This window comes from Vibrio iocasae, assembly GCF_042245395.1.
GTDB lineage: Bacteria > Pseudomonadota > Gammaproteobacteria > Enterobacterales > Vibrionaceae > Vibrio > Vibrio iocasae.
On the sequence record NZ_CP145311.1, the window covers coordinates 770,911 to 787,468 of the forward strand.

Annotated in this window: 11 protein-coding genes; 7 read left to right on the forward strand and 4 right to left on the reverse strand. The window is 43.4% G+C overall.

Translation table 11 applies throughout. The features are described 5' to 3' along the window. Positions 1–99 precede the first annotated feature (99 nt). Both SNR28_RS13175 and dapD read right to left on the reverse strand, forming a co-directional pair. A complete protein-coding gene (locus tag SNR28_RS13175; protein WP_375754079.1) occupies positions 100–1,755 on the reverse strand; it encodes an alkaline phosphatase family protein in 1,656 nt (551 codons plus the stop codon). A gap of 225 nt (positions 1,756–1,980) precedes the next feature. Beyond that, positions 1,981–3,012, reverse strand: a complete 1,032-nt coding sequence (gene dapD, locus SNR28_RS13180) for a 2,3,4,5-tetrahydropyridine-2,6-dicarboxylate N-succinyltransferase (RefSeq protein ID WP_375753005.1) — start codon at positions 3,010–3,012, stop codon at positions 1,981–1,983. A gap of 481 nt (positions 3,013–3,493) precedes the next feature. Between dapD and SNR28_RS13185 the strand changes: the two genes are divergently transcribed. The 4 genes from SNR28_RS13185 (at position 3,494) to SNR28_RS13200 (ending at position 6,184) form a co-directional block, all read left to right on the forward strand. Then, a complete protein-coding gene (locus SNR28_RS13185) occupies positions 3,494–3,658 on the forward strand; it encodes an RHS repeat-associated core domain-containing protein (protein WP_375753006.1) in 165 nt (54 codons plus the stop codon). A 515-nt stretch (positions 3,659–4,173) separates the two neighbouring features. Beyond that, positions 4,174–4,482, forward strand: coding sequence for a hypothetical protein (locus tag SNR28_RS13190; protein WP_375753007.1), 309 nt, complete (start codon positions 4,174–4,176; stop codon positions 4,480–4,482). Between the two features lie 14 nt (positions 4,483–4,496). After that, positions 4,497–5,303, forward strand: a complete 807-nt coding sequence (locus SNR28_RS13195; RefSeq protein ID WP_375753009.1) for an ankyrin repeat domain-containing protein — start codon at positions 4,497–4,499, stop codon at positions 5,301–5,303. Positions 5,304–5,617: 314 nt separating this feature from the next. Continuing rightward, positions 5,618–6,184 (forward strand): hypothetical protein, encoded by a 567-nt coding sequence (locus SNR28_RS13200; protein WP_375753011.1) that lies wholly within the window; start codon positions 5,618–5,620, stop codon positions 6,182–6,184. A gap of 188 nt (positions 6,185–6,372) precedes the next feature. Here the strand turns inward: SNR28_RS13200 and SNR28_RS13205 are convergent, their stop codons facing one another. Further along, on the reverse strand, positions 6,373–6,672 hold the full coding sequence (locus SNR28_RS13205) for a YebG family protein (protein WP_375753012.1): 300 nt from the start codon (positions 6,670–6,672) through the stop codon (positions 6,373–6,375). Positions 6,673–6,852: 180 nt separating this feature from the next. Between SNR28_RS13205 and recC the strand changes: the two genes are divergently transcribed. The 3 genes from recC to recD all read left to right on the forward strand — a co-directional run bounded on the left by recC (position 6,853) and on the right by recD (position 16,277). Further along, positions 6,853–10,299, forward strand: a complete 3,447-nt coding sequence (recC, locus tag SNR28_RS13210) for an exodeoxyribonuclease V subunit gamma (RefSeq protein WP_375753014.1) — start codon at positions 6,853–6,855, stop codon at positions 10,297–10,299. 295 nt (positions 10,300–10,594) lie between these two features. After that, entirely contained in the window at positions 10,595–14,227 is a 3,633-nt protein-coding gene (gene recB / locus SNR28_RS13215; protein ID WP_375753015.1) for an exodeoxyribonuclease V subunit beta, read from the forward strand. Further along, complete coding sequence (gene recD, locus SNR28_RS13220; protein ID WP_375753016.1) at positions 14,220–16,277, forward strand: exodeoxyribonuclease V subunit alpha; 2,058 nt, start codon at positions 14,220–14,222, stop codon at positions 16,275–16,277. The genes recB and recD overlap by 8 nt, the downstream gene beginning before the upstream one ends. A 54-nt stretch (positions 16,278–16,331) precedes the next feature. Here the strand turns inward: recD and SNR28_RS13225 are convergent, their stop codons facing one another. Beyond that, positions 16,332–16,517 carry a hypothetical protein gene (locus tag SNR28_RS13225; protein ID WP_375753017.1) on the reverse strand — a complete coding sequence of 62 codons (186 nt, stop codon included), beginning with the start codon at positions 16,515–16,517 and terminating at the stop codon, positions 16,332–16,334. Between the last annotated feature and the right edge of the window lie 41 nt (positions 16,518–16,558).

Here is a 16,558-nt window from a genome sequence, read left to right on the forward strand (position 1 = left end):
CTAAAGATAAAAAGCGTGAAATTGAGAAACAGAGCATTGGAGGAGGGAATAGGAAACAAGGTAAGCCTCCCTCTGACAAAGAATCAGAGGGAGAACGGTTTATCGTTGAGTCACTTCAGGCAGAACCTGACCCACAGCACCACTTGGCTGAGTGATACCCAATATGTTGGATAGCGTTGGTGCGATATCGTATGGAGTAACAGGTTTTGAAATCACCTGATCATCAATGCCTTTACCCTTAAAGATAATTGGCACGTGAGTGTCGTAACGCCATGGTGAACCGTGAGTGGAAGCGATAGGCAGCCCATCCAGATCGCTGATGTAGTTCAGGTTCTCAAACACCAGATAAACATCACCGGAGCGTTTCGGGTGATAATTGTTCTTAATTAACCTCATCACACGGTGATCCGGAACACTGTTGTTTTGAACATCGACCGTAGGTACTGCGTAGGCAACGCCATTGACTTTGGCTACTTCATCAGCCACCACGTGCTGTACTTTGTTAAGGTCGAGTTTATTCTTTTGAATGACATCATGGTTCAGGTAGATATACGGTTGTGCATACAGACGAATCAGCTCTTTACCAACACCAAATTCTGACTTCAAACGTTCATTCAAGCCTGATTTAAACAGACTATCTTTATTGAAATACTGTGCTCTCGATAGCCCCAGCGTTTTTGCTACTGGTGACGCTTCGGGTGCACCGTGGTCGGCAGAAAGTACGATTAACGTGTTCTTCAGACCAACCTGCTCATCAATTTCTTTGAAAAGCTTAGCAAGGGTTCTGTCCAGGCGAATCAGGTTATCTTCTGTTTCAAGGCTGGAAGGACCGTACATATGAACCACATAGTCGTTGGAGGAGAAGCTAACCGCCAGATAGTCGGTTACCTCATCCTGCCCCAATTGTTCTTGCTTAAGTAATTCTGTCGCAAATTCTGCGGTGAGTTCATCACCAGCCGGGCTGATAGTGAGCATGGTACCAAAGTATTTGTAGCTCGCAGGCCCGTATGGGTGCGGGAATGTTCGGGCAAATCCACCCAAATCGACTTTGTGCTCTACTTCTTTTTCGGAAAGCGTATATTCTTCACGAGGAAGCGAGAGCTCCCAGCGTTGTTTGCCATAGCGGGAAGGATAAGCCTGCGCGTTCCAGTCATTTACCCATTGAGGGTATTGATCATAGTAGTAGTTACTAGTGACAAACTGAGATGCCGCTTTAGAGAACCAGTAGGCCTTACCTGCATGCCCAGCTAAAGAGATGGCTCCGCGATCTTTGACTGATACACCAAATACCTTAGCTTTCCCCCCTGTTGCAAAGGCGAGCTCATCACTGAAGGTGGAGCTCATAATTGGAATCGGAGAGCGCCCATCATTTTTTGCTGCGGCTTGTGTCGGATCAATCTCGGTGCTCTTATCAACATCAGCACCCGCAGTCAGGATGTGATAATCACCATCTTCGACGTTGTAAACGATGCGCTCTTCCGTTCTGTCGTACCATACATTCCCAACCATACCGTGCACAGATGGTGGAGCACCTGTTGCCAAAGATGCATGCCCTACGATTGTTTCAGTATTGCCGTGCTGATAGTGAGCATTGGTGTAGTAAGTGCCTTCATCCATTAAGTATCGGAAGCCGTCATCACCGAAATTATGCTTATAGCGATTCAGAAGATCACCACGCAGTGCATCTACGGTAATCTGCAGGACTAACTTAGGTTGTTCAGGGGCGCTTAATGCTGCTGGGGATAGCAGTGTCATTGCAGTTGTAGCTGCGACTATTGATATGTTTTTCAAAGTGTTCGCCTACTATAAATAATGTCATTGAATTGAGATAATCCGCTGGAGAGTGCCAAAGACGCTGATTCGCGGAGCAATTTATAGTAGCAAAATGTCCTATTACTGTAGGCTATATCAGATATATCGAAAGAAACAAAAAACCGGTGAAAAATCACCGGTTTAGTATGAGTGCTATATCGAACTCAATTAGTTGTTGCTGTGTAGCTCGCTGTTCAGTTCTACCGCAGATTTGTTGGTCAGACATTCAATTTTGCCTGTTACAGAATTGCGACGGAATAGAAGATCCGGTTTGCCAGCAAGGTCACGAGCCTTAACTACTTCTACTTCCTGACCAGTTGAGTCAAGCATGCTTACTTTTGAACCTGCTGTTACATATAGGCCAGATTCGATAGTACAACGGTCACCCATTGGGAAGCCAAGGCCGGCATTCGCGCCAAGCAAGCTGTTTTCACCAATCGAAACAACCACAGTACCACCACCAGATAGCGTACCCATGATAGATGCACCACCGCCGATGTCAGAACCGTCACCAACAACAACACCAGCAGAGATGCGGCCTTCAACCATGCTTACACCCGTTGTACCCGCATTGAAGTTGATAAAGCCTTCATGCATCACCGTTGTGCCTTCACCAACGTGAGCACCAAGACGAACGCGAGAAGTATCTGCAATACGAACACCAGCAGGAACCACGTAGTCCACCATTTTAGGGAACTTGTCTACGCAATCGACAGTTAGAACGCGACCAGCAAGACGAGCTTCAATCTGACGATCTGCCAGCTCAGGAAGATCGATTGGACCTTCGTTTGTCCATGCGATGTTGTGTAGAAGACCAAAGATACCATCAAGAACAGTACCGTGAGGCTTAACCAGACGGTTAGAGATAAGTTGCAGCTTCAGGAAACCTTCAGCAACAGATTGTGGCTTTTCATCAGACTCAAGAATAACCAGAACAAGAGGCTGCTCAGAAGCTGCCGCTTTTTCAGCAAAAGATGCGTTAGCAACATCAGCGTTAGCAGCAAATGCTGTTGCCAGCTCTGCGGCTGTTTCTGCTGAAACTTCGATAGCCTGGTTGCCACCTTCGTAACCCGTTACTTTCGCCAGTGCAGCAACCACTGCTTCAGAAGGGTTTAGTACCGGGTTTGGGAAAAATGCTTCAATAATTTTGCCTGCATTGTTTTTAGTTGCAGTACCAAAAGCTAAAGAAAAGTGAGCCATAGTTACCTGTCTCCAAATAGAATGAGTTGTGATTTGTTCCTGTTGCTACGCATCATAATGAGAGTGATTCTTAGATGAAAGGGTTGAAAGAAAGAAAGTCCGCAAAAAGATATGCCTTGTCTTTTTAGAGATATATTTCGGCAAAAAGAAATTAATACAACTAACGCTATCTTACTTTAAGACATCAATACTTAAAGCTTCACTAAGCGAGTTCTTTATTATTTCAGGTTGCATATTGTTAGAGCTAAAATGAATGCTTAAAGACAACAGATTCGTTACCTGCACTACGACGCCTGAACTCAGTCGATATGATAACCGATAGTTATGGACCCGTGGTTGAGTGTCGAAGTTACGATACCTGGGGTAAACAGAGAGCTATCTCTTGGCGTGAATAAGGTGATCCGTCTGATGTTATTCAAAAAGCGATAGCCAGTCGGGGCTATACCGGGCACGAATACATCGAAGACGTCGCCTAATCCATATGAGTAGACAGGTGTATGATGAAGTGCTTGGGCGATTCTTGAGTGCGGACCCTCTGATTCAGGCTCCTTATGTGACGAACAGTTTTAACCGTTATTCTTATGTAGTGAACAATCCTTTAAAATCTATTGACCCGACAGGTTTTGTATTTGTCAGAAGATTCTGATGGGCCCGGAAGTAGTATTACGGGTAGAACCAGTGTTGATTTAGAGGGCGAGAAAGATAGACGTCGGGGGAAAATAGAAACCGGAATGGTTTAGATAGAGACACGGGGAAAAAAGTAGTAGAGAGATGCTTTTTATATGAAGCTAAATTGACTATAAGGTCATTGTTTGGTGGTCCACTTACCAGACGAAATTGATTCTATTAACTGGAGAAAAATGCAGTTTTACAATCCAAAAATGACATACTCTAATTTCCAGTATTTAAAACATAAAGTTCTGATACCTATGAGAATAGCAGCGGGTGTTTATAATGGGTCGTTTACGGGATACGACAAATACTTTGGAAAGGTTTATTCATGAGAAGAGGGGTTTCAATATGGAATGTATAAGCATTCGGTCACAGGGCACGTAATAGTAGGTTTCGCTGGGACTGATCCATTATCTATGGGAGATTTATTAACAGACGCAGCCCAAGCTTTAGGTGTAGAGACGAGTCAATATAGTATAAGCAAATCAGTTGAGCCAAATAATATCTGGTGAAGATGTCCTTTTCGTTGGGCATTCAATAGGTGGCGGTTTGGCTTCAGCAGCAGTGATGGCATCTGGTGGGAGTGCAATGACATTTAATGCAGTAGTTCACAATAACACTGTAGTTGATATTTCTAAGGGGTGGTCAATAAACAACTATGTAAGTACTGACGACGTGATTCAGAAATTAAACTCATTAACACCTAATGCTAGTTTGAGAGGTGACGTTAGATCTCTTGGTCCTGTTGGTCAACATGGAATATCCGACATGTGTCGCGCTGTGTCTACGACATGCTAATAAGGAAAAATTTTATGAGATACAGCATATTGATTATTATGGCTTTTCCGTTGCTAACATTAGCATTTTCATCCTCCGACAAACTAACTGACTTGAAACAGCAGTATGAAGATGAAATTAGAACTGAAAATGTTTATTTTATGCCTCTAGAAAATATGTTTGAAGATGAAAAAACTCTTGCTTTAGCCAAAGCAGCTAAGAGTGGAAATCTTAGAAGGATAGACATACTGATAGAGCAAGGAGTAGATATCAATCAACTAGGGACAAAGAATGCTACTGTGTTACTTTATTCAATACCGAATGAGCAGGGATTTAATCACTTGTTAATAAATGGGGCGAATCCAAACGTTCTATTTGATAGTGGGGGATCAGTAGTTCATGCTGCAGCTTCAATGGACAATATATTTTTTCTAACAAAAGCATTAGAACATGGTGGAGACGCTAACTTACGCTCATTAACAAGTGGACGTAGCCCTTTGTTTAACGCTGTTATGAAAAACAATGTTGCAGCGATTCAATTGCTTGTCAAAAACGGTGCTGATATGTCTTTATATGAGAATGACCGACCTGCAGGTATATATGGATTGTCACCGTTGAGCTCAGCATTATATGGTCAGAGGTATGACAGCATGTTGACTTTATTGAGACTGGGTGCTGACTTTAACCAGGTTGAGAAAAATAAAGGACAGACAATACTAGACGCAGCAAAAAATATCGCTAGCCGTTTAGAAAAACCATCTGGACAACTAATAAATATAATAGAGTGGATGGAGTCTAAAAATCATGAAATGGATAAAGAAGTACAACAAAATAGGGAGTAAGATTTTGTCTTTTGGGGGTGAAAAAAAATGATGGGGTCAGGTCTTACCTTTTGCTAGTTTGAAGGTGGTGTATTGATTTAGGTATTAGTTATTTGGATGAGGTGGGTAGTTGAGCAGACCATTAAGGATATAAGATTCAGGTGCTCTTTATCATGTGACATTGTGTGGTAATACTCGGTAGTCGATCTATTAATGTGAATCAGACTTTGACTTGCTTCTTAAGGTGCGTTCAGATAAATGTGAATGATTTAACTGGATGATTCATAGCTATTGTTTGATGACCAATCATTACCATCTTCTGGTGGAAAAATTGAATGATAATTATCAAAATTAGAAAAGTTGTAGTAGTGACAGTTTTATTGCTTTTTTCTTCGATTACTATTGCTGAAAATATAGACAAAGCATTCCTTTCTGGTAGTAGTGTCTATAAGGTATATGTTCAATGTGAAGCGAATATAGATGAGGCTCAGGTTTGTTTAGATTACTTTTATTATTTAGGTAAGGAAAGTAAATTGGTGGCTGTTTTTAATTATCGACCTATAGACGAGTTAGAAGAAAAAAATATACCTATTGAGAACGCAATGGAAAAACTCATGATGTTATTATTGAGTCACTTAAACCCTGAAGCTTCAAAAATATTAGGTGTTAAAGACGTTGATATAGAAAGGAATTTTAATGTCAATCCTTACAGATTGGAGGATGTGACAATAGGTTTGACGTCTAGATATGAAAATAAGAGTTATTCGGGATATTTTCGTGTTGTGGGTGAAGAGAATAAACGCTTTAGATTTAAGATTAGGAACACAGACAAAACACCGGTGAAAATGCTTGAAGAAGATTATATATTTAGAAGCCAGATGCAGGAGTATAAGCAAAATTAATGAGGGTAAGATTTGCCTTTTTTATGAGACTTTTTCTCTTTACAGCACTCAGCCATTGAAGCTATAGGCCTCAAGATTTATCGCGAAGGTGAATTGAAGGTTAAGAAGAGTGCTACCTACGTCATGAATAAAGTGTCTCCAAAAAGAAAGCCAGCAACAGGTGCTGGCTTCGAAATACTCTTTATGGATTACGCTGCGTCAGCGTCCTCAGACGGTTCTTCAACCGCTTCTACCTTCTTAGGCTTTTTTGGTGCTGGTTTGCGTTTAGCACCAAGAGCGAACAGAACATCTTCTTTATGTTGAGCAAGGAACAGAGATAGCTCTTCTTGTTTAGCTTCATCTTCGATAAGCTCACTTTTGCCAAGCAATTCAAAAAGCTCATCCGCCATATCCAACATTTTGTCATAAGCGTCAGCTTCAGCTTTAGAGGTAAAAGTCATCTTTTCTTCTCCGTTGCGCTCCACCACGTACTTGACGATTACAGCCATGGTTATCCCTCGAAAATTTACTTAAGTTAATTACTGGTTGTTTATACAGTTTTGGGTGCTAAAAGTCCAGTTTAGAGTTCTATTCTGTGACAGTGGATTCTTCCCGTAAATTTTGTCCTTTCACGCCGGACACATATGTTAATCTGTTAAGCAATAAACCAAATTCGCGAAGGTGTGTATTTGTTTACTGTTTACCATTCAAATCAGATAGATATTCTTAAATCCATACTGGTAGAACTGATTAAAGCCAACCCTCTGGAAAACCCGTTTGATAAAGAGATGATTCTTGTTCAGAGTCCGGGTATGTCGCAGTGGCTGAAGATTGAACTGGCGAAAGAGCTGGGAATTGCTGCCAATATAGAGTTTCCTCTGCCAGCGACCTTTATCTGGAACATGTTTGTGCAGGTTTTAGATGATGTACCGCAGCGTAGTGCATTCAATAAAGAGTCAATGACCTGGAAGTTGATGCAGGTGATTCCAGAGTTGTTGGAAAATGAAGAATTCTCCCCTCTGAAACAGTATCTGGAACAGGACAAAGATGGTTCCATGTTGTACCAGTTGGCTGGCAAGGTAGCAGACATCTTTGATGGTTATCTTGTGTATCGTCCAGAGTGGATTGCGCAGTGGGAAGCGGGTGAGTCTGTCTCTATTCTGAATGATGAGCAACCTTGGCAGCCGATTTTATGGCAAGCCTTATATGATCACACCTTGTCTTTAGGTCAGTCACCATATCACAGGGCTAATCTGTACCAGGATTTTATTGAAACGCTTGAAGGCTATAGTCATACCTTTGAAGGACTACCTGAAAGAATCTTTGTGTTTGGTATCTCTTCTCTGCCTCCACGCTATTTAGATGCGCTTAAAGCTCTGGGTGAGCATACCGATGTTCACATGATGTTTACTAACCCTAGCCGATATTACTGGGGCGAAGTGCGGGATCGAAGCTACCTGGCGAGGCTGGCAAACCAACAGAGAAAGCAGCTTGAATGGCAAAAGGATCACTATGAGCCAAAAGGTGATGCTGCCGTTCTAAAAGGGACGGTGGAAGAGAACATTCGTGATGAGTTGCATACTGATGTCGTCGGGAACTCCCTTCTTGCTTCTATGGGTAAACTGGGTAGAGATAACCTGTATCTGCTGTCACAGTTGGAATCCAACGAGATAGAGGCCTTTGTCGATATCAATCGCGATAGCTTACTACACCAGATTAAGGCAGATATTCTGAATCTGGAAGAGCGTCAGGATGATGAGAACATCGATTCCAGCACTCATAAAAATCCAGTCTCTGAAGATGATACTTCGTTGGTGATTCACGCTTGCCACAGCCCGATGCGCGAAGTAGAAGTACTACACGATAATCTGCTGACAATGTTTGACGATAATCCGGATCTCAAACCAAGAGATATTATCGTTATGGTGGCAGACATTAACGCATACAGCCCGGCCATTCAGTCTGTATTTGGGAATGCTCAAGGTGAGCGATTTATCCCATATTCAATTTCTGACAGAACCAGTGCAGAAGAGAGCCCGGTACTGACGGCGTTTATGAACCTGATGGTATTGCCGGAAAGTCGTTGCAGCGCTTCTGAATTGATGGAGTTGCTTGAGATTCCAGAGATACTTAGTCGATTTGAAATCAGCGAGCAAGAGTTTGATAGAGCAGGCCTGTGGATAGAAGAATCGGGTATACGCTGGGGGATTGACGCAAACACCGCAGCAGATTTCGAGCTTCCGGCTTCAGAACAGAATCATTGGCTATTTGGCATTCAAAGAATGCTTCTGGGCTATGCCATGGCTGGCGAAGATACCTTGTTTGAAAATGACGAGCAGTGGTATTCACCTTACAACGAAGTGCAGGGGCTGGACGCTAACCTTGCAGGTAAACTGGCCCACTTTATCTCTCAGATACAACATTATCGGAAAGTGCTATCAGTCAGTCATTCTGTATCAGGTTGGAAGCAACTGGTTTATCAGATGCTGGATGATTTCTTTAAAGTGGAGCTGGAAGGCGAGATTTCACTAAAGCTTATTCGAGACACGGTAAGCAAGTTGGAAACAGAACTTGAAGAAGCGTTATACGGTGAAGAAATTACGCCTTCAGTGATTAACCTCTACTTTGATGAGAAGCTATCAGGTTCTCGTGTAAGTCAGCGTTTTCTGTCCGGTCAGGTGAACTTCTGTACACTGATGCCAATGCGATCCATCCCATTTAAAGTGGTTTGTCTACTGGGAATGAATGATGGCGCTTACCCACGCTCTGTTCCAAAAGATGGGTTTGATCTCATGAACGGACGAGCCATACCGGGAGACCGTTCCAGACGTGATGATGACAGATATCTATTCCTTGAGGCGTTAATTTCCGCTGATGAAAATCTGTATATCAGTTATGTAGGGCGCTCAATTCAGGATAATACCGAACGGGTTCCATCCATATTGGTCACAGAGCTTCTGGACTACTGTGGAGAAAACTTCTGTCTGAAAGGGGATGAAGCTGAGCACAGTGATGTTTCATCCAAACAATTGAAAAACTGGATTACTCATGATCATCCTATGGTGCCATTCAGTGAGCAAGCTTTTGACAGAGAGAAGCCAAGTTATGCCAGCGAATGGCTTCCTGTGGTGAATCACAAAGGGATGAAGAGAAAAGCATTTATCCAGCCGCTGCAGGATGTTCTGCTGGATTCAGATCTGTTCAGTGAGTTACCACTGACGGAACTACAACGATTCTGGCGTTTACCTGTGCAGTATTTCTTTAACCGAAGGCTCAAAGTGACGTTCGATTATGCGGTGAGCAGTCTGGAAGATGAAGAGCCATTTAAACTGGATGGTCTGAGTAGCTACAAAATGCGGGATGAACTGCTCTCCGGAATTTTGAAAGCAAGACTGAATGGAGCTGATGAAGCTGAGGAAACTGAACGTTTTATCCGTCAGTACAAAGCTAAAGGCGCACTCCCTGTTGGTGCGTTCGGCGATTTGGAGTTTGAAGTAGGCAGTGAGCAAGTGAAACAGTTAGTGGATGAGCTGGCTCACTACTGTCAGGCACCGCTGGAAGATATCGAGGTTAACCTGAAACTTGAGTTATCCGGCTATGAAAAAACGCTGATGGTCACAGGATGGCTGAAAAACCAGTATCAGTCTGGAATGGTCAGATATCGAAGCGGAAAGATCCGAGCTCAGGATTGGTTATCTGCCTGGATTGATCATCTGTTCCTGTCGGTATCGGGTGCAAGCAGGGCGACACATATTATTGGCTACGATCGCAGCGCGAAGAAGCAACCCCTTCAGCATAAGGTGTTACTCCCTCTGGACGCCGACACAGCTATGCAATACATAAATCTATTGATCAGTCGTTATTTTGAAGGGATGAATCAACCTTTGGCCTATTTCCCAAGATGTGCGTTAGCAGGAGCAGAGCAGTTGCTGAAAGGGAAGGAAGACGCTGGTTCAAAAATGGAAGCCACATTTAATGATGGTTACTTTACTACGGGTGAAGGTAGCAACAGTTATATTCATCGGGTCTGGTCTGAGTGGAATGAGTCTCTTGAAACTCAGGTGTTGAACCATACTCAGGATGTACTGATGCATGTACTTAAGCACAGCCAGGATATTGAAGAGTATAAAAGTTGAGGGTTAATTGGGTAGATGGTTATCTGATTATTTGGAAAGAAGGGTCAGGAAATTTGTGGCCGTCTACGTTTAATTATTTTGTGTAGGGTGTTGCTAATAGTAGTACGGCCACCAGGGTCAGAGGGACCACAAATTCTGTGCAGGGGATACTAGCCAGATGTGGCGTGATGATCCGTGACTAGGATCTCGATTTACTTTCTGGTTAAGGTTCAAACGAAAGTTTAGTTTCAATAGTTAGTTGTAGATCACATAAGACAACCACTTGCGGTGTGTGAAATATTAATAAGGCAGAAGAATGGCAAAAACGCTGGATACCATGACATTTCCTCTTCATGGAGCTCGGTTAATCGAAGCTTCAGCAGGTACGGGGAAAACATTTACAATCGCAGGATTATACCTTCGGTTGCTTTTGGGTCATGGTAGTACTGAAACTCGTCATCGCGAACCACTTACCGTCGATCAAATCTTAGTTGTAACCTTTACCGAAGCGGCAACAGCTGAGCTAAGAGATCGTATTCGTGCCAGAATTCATGATGCGCGTATTGCTTTTATGCGTCATGAAAGCAGTGATCCAGTGATTAAGCCCTTGCTTGAAGAGGTTGAAGACCATAGCTGGGCGGCTAAGACGCTACTCAATGCTGAGCGTCAGATGGACGAAGCTTCTGTCTATACAATTCATGGTTTCTGTCAACGAATGTTGACTCAAAATGCGTTCGAGTCGGGGAGTCGTTTCAACAACGAGTTTGTTACTGATGAATCTCAACTAAAAACATTAGTAGTGTCCGATTACTGGCGCAAAAGCTTTTACACTTTATCGCATCAATTAACCTCACTTGTGCGTGGCTACTGGGATTCTCCCAAAGCGCTATTGTCAGCTATTTCTCCATATCTTACTGGTAGCCCCCTTACGCTAACGGTTGAACCAATGCGTGGAGATCTTGAGTCTCTGCACCTTGCAAATCTGAAGTTAGTGGATGATTTTAAGCAGCTATGGCTTCAACATGAAAGTGATGTGGCTGTAACTATCAATGAATCTGATGTAAGTAAGCGTTCATTTACTAAAAAGAATCTGCCTGCGTGGATAACGCTTATTTCGACGTGGGCGATAAGTGAGACTAAAGATTATGAGCCTCCAAAGGAGCTAGAGAAGTTCTCAAATGAGTTTTTGCAGGAGAAGACACCTGAAGGTAAAAACGTACCTGAACATGAACTCTTTGATGCCATCAGTGAGTTCCTTGCCAATAAGCCGGGGTTAAAAGAGCCGCTTCTTGCACATGCGATTACGACTTGCCGACAGATGTTGGAAGAAGCTAAAAACAGAAAGCGTTGGCTCTCATTTGATGATCTGCTTACTCAGCTTTCTGGTGCTATGGATATGGATAGCAGCGGTATGCTGGGAGAACGAATCCGGCAGCTATACCCGGTTGCAATGATTGACGAGTTTCAGGATACCGACCCACTACAGTACAGCATCTTTAGTCGTGTATATCTGAATGAGCCTGAATCGGGACTGTTTATGATTGGTGATCCTAAGCAGGCGATTTACGGTTTCCGTGGCGCTGATATCTTTACGTACATAAAAGCCAGAAACGAAGTGAGTGATCACTACACACTTGGTACAAACTGGCGCTCCAGTGCTGCTATGGTGGCTTCGGTTAATCAGATATTTAAGTTTTCGGAGAGCCCATTTCTATACGATAGCGATATCCCGTTTATACCGGTATCGCACAGCCCCGGAGCTGATAAACGTCAGTGGTTTTTAAAAGGGGCCAGTCAGTCAGCATTAAGTTTCTGGAGCCTGGATAGCGATGAACCCGTCGCTAAGTCGGACTATTTGGAAGAGATGTCTGAATCAACAGCGAATCAGATTCAAACCATGTTGGAGCTTTCGAATCAGGAGCAGGCTTATTATCAGGATGGTAAAGGCGTTAATCATAAAATTCAGGCGGGCGATATTGCGGTTCTGGTAAGAACGGGAGCTGAAGGGCGGCTTATCAAGGATAAACTTGCCAGAAAAGGTATCGCCAGTGTCTACCTTTCAAATCGTGATAGTGTCTTTTCCAGCTCTGTTGCTCAGGATATTCGAAGAATTCTTATTGCATCATTAGCACCAGAGGATGAATCAGCTTTACGCGCGGTACTGGCATCTGATCTGTTTTTTATGGATAGCAATCAGTTGGATCAGCTTAACCATGATGAGACATTGCTTGATGACACCATGGGAGAGTTCAGGGAGTACCGAAAACTCTGGTTGCAGCGTGGTGTGATGCCAATGCTCAGAGCTGTTCTTAGCAAAAGACATATTGCAGAAAACCTATTGTCTGAAGAGAACGGTGAGAGACTATTGACCGATTTCCTTCATCTTGCGGAGCTACTACAGCAATCGAGCCAAACAATAGAGAGTCATCATGGCCTGTTGCGTTGGTTTTCTGAACAGATAGATGAGACTGCGCTTGGTGAGCGAGGGGCTGGTGACAACGAAATTCAACGTCTGGAATCGGAAAAGAATCTGGTACAGATTGTGACCATTCACAAGTCTAAAGGACTTGAGTATGACTTTGTCTTCCTACCATTTGTCAGCGCCTATCGTGAGGCGGGTAACGCCAAGTATTACGACGAGCAAGAACAGAAAACGATTCTGGATATCCGTCAGGAAAAAGCATCGCTCGCGCAGGCCGATAAAGAGCGACTTGCTGAAGATCTAAGGTTGCTATACGTCGCCCTTACTCGCTCGGTTTATGGTTGCTTTGTTGGTATCGCCCCGCTAAAAGGTCGTTCCAAGAAGAATCCTTCCACAGCACACCTAAGTGCGATTGGTCATCTGATACAGGAAGGAGAGGCGCAAGACGCAAGTGCATTAGCAACTTGTTTGCAACAGAAGCTGGTGGATACCGAAATGGAAATAGCGCCTTTGCCTGTGCCGTTCGACACCAATACACAGCTCTCTCTATTTGGTGAAGAAGATGAAGCACAAGTAGAGCTGTCTGCAAGCAGATTAAATAATGAAATCGACCGAAGTTGGCGTATGACCAGCTACTCAGGGCTTGTCAAACAAGGACACTCTCATTCTGAAACTGCGTTAGAGGAGCCGGCGCTAGATCCCGCAGGTTTGGATATTGACTCTCTGGATGATGTTGAGCCGGAAGAGATTGAAGAACCACTGCACTCAATTTTTACCTTTCCCAAAGGAGCTCGGCCGGGTACGTTTTTGCACACCTTGTTTGAAGAAATTGATTTTACTTTACCGGCAGATTCCGCAGAAACTCAGGAGATTATTTCCCATCTACTGGAGAATGAGCAGTTTGAACCAGAATGGTTACCAATCTTACAAGAGTTGGTGGATACCGTGCTTACGACACCTTTAGATGGCAAGTCACTTGTACTGAATCAAAAGGGAGACGACCAGAAACTCGTAGAGATGGAGTTTATGTTGCCTGTCTCAGTATTATCTTCGACACTTCTTAATCGCGTTACACATGAGCATGATCCCCTGTCTGCACAGGCTGGTGACCTTGGTTTCCAAACCACCAGTGGCCTGTTGAAAGGTTTCATTGACTTGGTCTTCGAACATGAGGGTAAGTACTACGTACTTGACTGGAAATCTAACTACTTAGGCGATGATGTCGAGGATTACCAGAAACAAGCGCTGGATAACTCGATGTTGGATCATCGTTATGATCTTCAGTATCAGATATATGCGTTAGCCCTGCATCGATTCCTGAAATTCAGAATTCGTGATTACAGCTATGAAACGCATTTTGGTGGTGTTTACTATCTCTTCTTAAGAGGAATCGATAAAGAAAGCAGTCCGGCTAGTGGAAGTGGGATTTTTTCCGCACGACCAACTCAAGAGTTTCTGGAGGCGTTAGATAAGTTGATAGACGGTGAGTGCGATGGCGCAAAACTTTCAGGAGGTGAACATGCTTAAGTTGCTGGAAGAGCTGTCCCGTAAGGGTTCTATTCGCCAACTGGATTATCAGTTTGCCCGGTTTATTGCTTCTCAGGAACAGAACAACGATGAACAGATAGGTTTTATTGCGGGTGTTGTAAGTGCGGAGTTGGCGAAAGGGCATATTTGTATGCAGATCAAGAACTTCAACTTTGCCAGAGAACTAGGCCTATACGGTGAGAGTGCTGAAAAGCTACGCCATTTGCTAGAGATTGTTGACTGGGAGCAACTCTTCGCTTTATCGAACTGCATTGGTCAGCCGGGAGAGGCAAAGCCACTTATTTTTGATGGTGAGCGTTTATACCTGCAAAGGTATTGGTTTTATGAAGAAACATTAGCAAAGAAACTACTATCGTTCAGTCAGCCTGTTGAGATGTCAGCACCAGAAACAACGGCACTGAGAACCATTTTGGATGAGCTGTTTGCCCGTGAGTATCGATACTTGCTTGAGGCTCTAAAGAGAGACGAGGGAGGCAATGGGTTAACACGTCAGCAATTGGTGTGCGATTTTCTGGACATAGTTGAAACAGAACCTTTGGATTGGAGTTCTATCGATGAGATTTTGCTCAGCGCCAAAACAGAATCCGAGCTTAGCGTTTTAGATAGTCTGGTGCCGCTGAAAAACTGTATAAACTGGCAAAAAGTGGCGGCAGCGGTTGCATTGACCCGACGATTTTCGGCGATTTCGGGGGGGCCAGGTACAGGTAAAACCACAACAGTAGCCAAGTTACTGGCAGCATTGTCTGAACAAAGTATCAGAGCGGGAAGCTCGTTAAATATCAAATTGGTTGCTCCAACAGGAAAAGCCGCTGCGCGATTAACAGAGTCTCTGGGAAAAGCGATTGGCGGATTACCTGTCAGCAATCAGGTTAAATCTCTGATTCCGGAGGAGGGGAGCACCATTCACAGGCTGTTGGGTGCTGTCCCAGGCAGAGCTGAATTCAGACATAGCTCGGATAACCCATTGCACCTGGATCTTCTTATCGTAGATGAAGCGTCGATGGTGGATCTGCCTATGATGCATAAGTTGCTGGATGCGTTGCCTTCCCACGCTAGATTAGTTTTATTGGGAGACAAAGATCAGTTGGCATCCGTTGAAGCTGGAGCTGTGTTGGGCGATATCTGTTCGTTCACAAATTACGGCTATAGCCGAAGCCAAGGCAAGTTGTTGTCGAATCTGACGGGGCACCAACATTTTAGTATTTCAGAGCAGGGAGTATCTTCTCTTGCTGACAGCCTATGTATGCTGCGTAAAAGTTACCGATTTGATGCGCGCTCCGGCATTGGTCAGCTTGCCCGAATTACCAATGAAGGGAAGATTTCTGAGCTAAGTGATGTGTTTACACGATTTAACGATATCACTCTCTATTCTCTTGGTGAGAATGACTATAAGCACATGATTGACAACGCTGCGAAGAATTATCATCCCTACTTAAACAAAATTCGCCAGGCAGAGCTTAGTGAAGATGAAGAGGAAAAACTCGCTCTTATTAAAGATAGCTTGAGCAACTTTGGTCATTCAAGATTGCTATGTGCTATTCGCGAAGGTGATTATGGTATTTCAGGATTAAATCAAAGAGTTGAAAGAGAATTAATCCGGAAGAGACTTATTGTTCCTGGTGATGAACTTTGGTATTCCGGCAGGCCAGTAATGATCACGAGAAATGATTATTCTCAGGGATTATATAATGGCGATATTGGTATTTGTTGTGTTGATAATGAGCTGAAATTGAAAGTTTATTTTGAGCTCCCTGATGGCTCTATAAAAGCGATTCTTCCTAGCCGGGTTCCTGAACATGAAACTGCTTATGCGATGACAATCCATAAATCCCAAGGTAGTGAGTTTGACACCCCAATCATGGTAATACCGCCACAGCATTCTCCTGTGCTTACTAAGGAGTTGATTTATACAGGGATTACCAGAGCAAAAACATCTCTTACCATATATGCGGATCCCGTTATTTTGGCGAAAGGCTTAAGAAGCAAAACAGTCAGAAATAGTGGTTTGTTGGAAAGGTTATCTAGATAAGTATAAAAAAATTAAAGGCTTAACCACTATGGTTAAGCCTTTAATTATATCTGACTAAGCTTGGGCGACAGCTTTAGAGAAAGTTATATTCTTAATCTGGTGCCTTTTCTGGCAATGGAGAATCATTTTCTTAACACTCTCATTCACTGGAAATACGCAGTGCACGTTCAGTCCGTTAAGAAAATCATTTTCCGCCATATCAATGAAGCTTTGGGCAGAATTACATACAATAGTTTTCATATATGTGCTCAACAAGATTTGGTTTTTCGCTCCCCGAATGT